Origin of the sequence: Acidisphaera rubrifaciens HS-AP3 (genome assembly GCF_000964365.1) — a bacterium.
Lineage (GTDB): Bacteria > Pseudomonadota > Alphaproteobacteria > Acetobacterales > Acetobacteraceae > Acidisphaera > Acidisphaera rubrifaciens.
Map to the genome: position 1 here is coordinate 1 of NZ_BANB01000917.1, position 4,689 is coordinate 4,689.

Annotated in this window: 4 protein-coding genes and 1 pseudogene; 1 reads left to right on the plus strand and 4 read right to left on the minus strand. The window is 69.2% G+C overall.

The annotated features are described in order from the left end of the window. Window positions 1-216: 216 nt before the first annotated feature. The 3 genes from B8460_RS19010 to B8460_RS19020 form a co-directional block, all read right to left on the minus strand. Window positions 217-1,200: a hypothetical protein gene (locus B8460_RS19010; protein ID WP_199445698.1), complete on the minus strand. Its 984-nt coding sequence runs from the start codon at window positions 1,198-1,200 to the stop codon at window positions 217-219. Between the two features lie 74 nt (window positions 1,201-1,274). Then, the gene (locus B8460_RS19015) at window positions 1,275-2,714 is read right to left on the minus strand and encodes a catalase (RefSeq protein WP_048863196.1); all 1,440 of its coding nucleotides are present in this window, start codon (window positions 2,712-2,714) and stop codon (window positions 1,275-1,277) included. 29 nt (window positions 2,715-2,743) lie between these two features. Continuing rightward, window positions 2,744-3,385: an HD domain-containing protein gene (locus B8460_RS19020; protein WP_048863199.1), complete on the minus strand. Its 642-nt coding sequence runs from the start codon at window positions 3,383-3,385 to the stop codon at window positions 2,744-2,746. Between the two features lie 138 nt (window positions 3,386-3,523). Here B8460_RS19020 and B8460_RS19025 point away from each other — a divergent pair, with 138 nt between their 5' ends. Continuing rightward, window positions 3,524-4,477, plus strand: coding sequence for a GlxA family transcriptional regulator (locus tag B8460_RS19025; RefSeq protein ID WP_307188647.1), 954 nt, complete (start codon window positions 3,524-3,526; stop codon window positions 4,475-4,477). 19 nt (window positions 4,478-4,496) lie between these two features. Here the strand turns inward: B8460_RS19025 and B8460_RS22445 are convergent. Further along, window positions 4,497-4,689, minus strand: a pseudogene (locus B8460_RS22445) (8-oxoguanine deaminase); the annotation flags it as partial.

Consider the following 4,689-nt stretch of genomic DNA (forward strand, 5'->3'; position numbering starts at 1 on the left):
CGGGAATCCCTCCCGATCCCATCAGGTCGGATGGTGCTCTAGCCTATCAGTTGGTGGGCCTTGCGGCATACCTCACAAGTCAGTGTGTCCCCCAATCATTCGGGACCAAAACGTAACTCGAATGCTATCAGGTCAGGCCTTGCGCCTATCGACCAATCACCACCTCCCAGTGCCCACCTTCGTCGCACCCGGCACGCCACTGCCGTACGCACCCGCTCACGGCGCGACGGAGGCGATCCTGCGCCAGCCGAGGAAGAACAGGGTCAGCAGCAGCGTCCCCGCGCCGACGGCGATCGCGAAGCCGTAATCAACGCCGGGAATCACGAACGGCAGCAATCCCACTGCCAGCGCGGGCGGCACGTGCAGGTCGAAGGCGCGCAGGATGCCGATGCCGACCAGCATGCTGGCCGCCGCGGCGAGCGGCACCGCGCCGAACATGCTCACGAGCGCGACCCCCGCCGCCGCCGTCAGCGTGCAGGCGACCGGAAGGATCAGCGGCCGGCCGGCCCACGGGCAGACCCGCGCGTGGGCGAACATCTCGAAGGCGATGACGACCAGCGGCGGGAACAGCAGCAGGTGGCGTCCGGTCGCCTCGGCGAGCGCGGTCGCGATGACCAGGAAGGCGACGACGAAGGCAATCCAGGAATAATCCTCCGGCGCCTCCTCGGTGATGTCGTCGGCGAGGTCGCCCGGCGAGCCGGCATCCGGAGGCGGCGGCACGAACCGGCGCCAGATCGTCGAGATCGCCGCGAGCGCGCCCAGCCCGATCAGCAGCGACGGCGCGTAGAGCGGGCTTCCGATCCCGAGTGTCAGCGGCAGCAACCCCGCCGAGATCGCCGGCGCGATCGGCGACCGCAGCACGGCGATGATGGCGATCGCCGCGCCCACGGTCAGCAGGACGGAGACGATGCCGTAATTCAGGTGCCGCGTGACGAGGGTGCCGACGAGACCGGTGAGCAGCGGCGTGACCACCAGCATCACCGGCGCCCGCGCCCAGGTGCCGTGCGGCCGCTTGAGGATGTCGTGAGAGAGCGCGCCGAGTTCGGGGAACAGCACGTACGGCAGATGCATCGCCTGCGCGATCCCCGCGACGAGCGCGATGTAGGCGACCGTCGCAACCTCACCCGGCCACGCCGTCCGGGCGAATGGCGCGCGCGGCGGGGGCCGGCCGGTGGAAGCCGTCTGCTGTCGTGGCAACATGCGCCGACCATCCTCCACCCGCGCCGCCCCCGGGGATCGCGGCGCGGCTTCTCACCATGCGTCGCGCGACGACGTCAATCGGCGCGCGCGAGCGCCGCCGCCACACCCTCCCCATAGGCCGGGTCCGCGCGGTGACAATTGGCGACGTGGCGCTCGCGGATATGCCGCGCGGCACCGCCCAGCGAGCGCGCGGTGTTGTCGAACAACGCCTGCCGCTGCGCCGGTGTCATCAGGCGGAACAGGTTGCCCGGCTGCTCCCAATGGTCGTCGTCCGCGCGATGATCGTGATGGGCGGCGACACCCTCCACCGGCAACGGCGGCTCGTCATAGGCCGGCTGGTCGCCCCACAGGCCGGCGGTATTCGGATGATAGCTGACGGTAGCGCCGAGATTGCCGTCGGTGCGCATCGCGCCGTCGCGGTGATACGCACGGAACGGGCAGCGCGGCGCGTTGACCGGGATGTGACCGAAGTTCACGCCGAGGCGGTAGCGTTGGGCGTCGCCATAGGAAAACAGCCGCGCCTGCAGCATCCGGTCCGGCGAGAAGGAAACGCCGGGCACCACGTTGGCGGGCGAGAATGCCGCCTGCTCGACCTCGGCGAAATAGTTGTCGGGATAGCGGTCGAGTTGCATCACCCCGACCTCTATCAGCGGATAATCCGCCTTCGGCCATATCTTGGTGAGATCGAAGGGGTTGTGGCGATGCGCCTTCGCCTGCGCCTCGGTCATCACCTGGATGAACAGCGTCCAGCGCGGGAAGTCGCCGGCCTCGATCGCGGCAAGCAGGTCCCGGCCGTGACTTTCGCGGTCACCGGCGATGATCCCCGCCGCCTCGGCGTCGGTGAGGTTGGCGATGCCCTGCTGGCTGCGGAAGTGAAACTTCACCCAGACCCGCTCGCCCGCCGCATTGATCATCGAAAACGTGTGACTGCCGAAGCCGTGCATGTGGCGGAAGCTTTTCGGGATGCCACGGTCGGACATCACGATGGTGACCTGATGCAGCGCCTCAGGGAGCAGCGTCCAGAAATCCCAGTTGTTGTCGGCGCTGCGCAGGCCGGTGCGCGGGTCCCGCTTGATCGCGTGGTTGAGGTCGGGAAAGCGCAGCGGGTCGCGAAAGAAGAAGACGGGGGTGTTGTTGCCGACGATGTCCCAGTTGCCTTCCTCGGTGTAGAACTTCACCGCGAAGCCGCGAATGTCGCGCTCCGCGTCGGCGGCGCCGCGCTCGCCGGCGACGGAGGAGAAGCGGGCGAAGACCTCCGTCGTCTTGCCGACCGCCGCGAACATCTTCGCACTGGTGTAGCGCGTGATGTCGCGCGTCACGGTGAAGCGCCCATAGGCACCCCAGCCTTTCGCGTGCATGCGCCGTTCGGGGATCACCTCGCGATCGAAATGCGCGAGTTTCTCGATCAGCCAGATATCCTGCAGCAGCACGGGGCCGCGGGGGCCGGCGGTCATCACGTTGGTGTTGTCCGCGACCGGCGCACCGGTTGCGTGAGTGAAGGGTTTGGCGTTCATGGGATGTTCCTCGGGAGCAAGTGTGGCGATCAGGCCGCCCAGGGGGAGTCGCGGATCACCGCGCAGAAGTTGCCGCGCCGGAAATGCCGGTCCCGGTCGGCGAGCACGTCGGCCTTGACGTTGCCGAATGTGGTGTCGGGGCGGTGCCGGATGCCGTCGTAGAATGCCGCGAGGATGTCTTCCTTGAACCGCTCCGTACGCGGATGGGCGCGCACGACGGCCTCGCGCTCGGCTTCGGCGTAGTCGTCGTAGCCGAGGCCGAGCACATCCATCTCCACGCCCGCGGTGACCAGGGCGACGAGTGGGTGCATGTGCCGGGGAATGCCCGGCGTCGTGTGCAAGGCGATCGCGGTCCAGACCGTATAGACGTCGGCCTCCGCGATGCCACGGCCGCGCAGGAAATCGCGCGCGGCGTTGGCGCCGTCCACTTCAAAACGCTCGTCGGCCGAGGCATGGGCCGGCATCAGGCCCATGTCGTGAAACATCGCCCCGGCATAAAGCAATTCCGCATCGTATTTCAGACCACGCCGTTGCCCCGCGAGGGCAGCCCAGTAAAAGACGCGGGCGGAGTGGTTGAACAGCAGCGGCGTTTCCGTATCGCGCACCAGCTCCGTGATTGCCGCCGCGAGGGGTGTGTCGGGCAGGCCAACACCGTTGACTGTTGTCTTCATGTTCGTCACCTCGTTGAAACCGTGTGGCGGCAAAGTAAGAAATTACCGATTTGTCTTCCATTGACGTAACCAGTCTGATTCAGACAAATCGCGTCGGAAAGGGACGTGGCCGTGGGCAAGCGAGGGACGAGAACGGTCGTGCTGCTGGCGATGCCGGGCGTGCAGCTGCTCGACGTGGCCGGCCCGCTCGACGTGTTCGCGGAAGCCAACGCGCAGACCGGCCGCGCCGCCTATCGGCTGGAGGTGGCGGCGGCCGCGCCCGGGGCGGTCGTCACGTCGTCCGGCGCGCGGCTGATCGCCGACCGCGTCGCGGGCGCCGGCACGGCGGGCGATCCGGTAGACACGCTGCTCGTCGCCGGATGCCCGAAGATGCCCGACACGACGCCGCCCCGCCGGGTGGTCGACTGGGTGCGGCGCGAGGCGCCACGGGCCCGGCGCTTCGGCTCGGTCTGCAGCGGCGCCTTTCTCCTGGCGCAGGCGGGGCTGCTCGACGGCCGGCGCGTGACGACGCATTGGGCCGTCGCCGCGCGCCTCGCGGCGGCGTTTCCCGCCGTCACCGTCGATAGCGACGCGATCCACGTGCGCGATGGCCGGCTGCGCACGGCGGCCGGCGTGACCGCCGGGCTCGACCTCGCGCTGGCGCTCGTGGAGGAGGACCTGGGCCGCGACACGGCAAAACAGGTCGCCGCGCAGCTCGTCATGTTCTTCAAGCGCCCGGGCGGGCAGCTGCAGTTCAGCCGCGACGGCGCCTCCCTGCCCTCCGGCCGCGCTATCCTGCAAGAAGTGCAGCGCTACGTCGCGGCAAACCCGGCCGCCCATCACGATGTCGGAAGCCTCGCTGCCCGGACCGGACTGAGCCCACGCCACTTCGCACGGCTGTTCCGCAGCGAGACCGGCGGCACACCGGCCGACTGGGTGGAATCGGCCCGCGTCGCCGCCGCGCGCCGGCTGCTGGAAGAGAGCCGTGCCGCGCCGAAACAGGTCGCGGCGCAATGCGGCTTCGCCAATGCCGACACGCTCCGGCGGGCGTTTCAACGCCATGTCGGGGTGACGCCCGCCGCCTATCGGCGGCAGTTCCGGCCGGACGCCTAGGGCCGCGCGGCAGTCCGGATCATGACATCATCAGCGACGCCGCCAGCCTGTTGTGATGCGTCACCAGGGGCGGCAGATCGGCGGTCACGAGGCGCCCCTCGCGCACCACGACGCGCCCGGCGATGATGCTCCACGCGACCGCGCCCGGATGACACAGCACCAGCGCCGCCGCGGGATCGTGCAGCGCGCCGGCGAGCCCCGGCGCGTCGAGC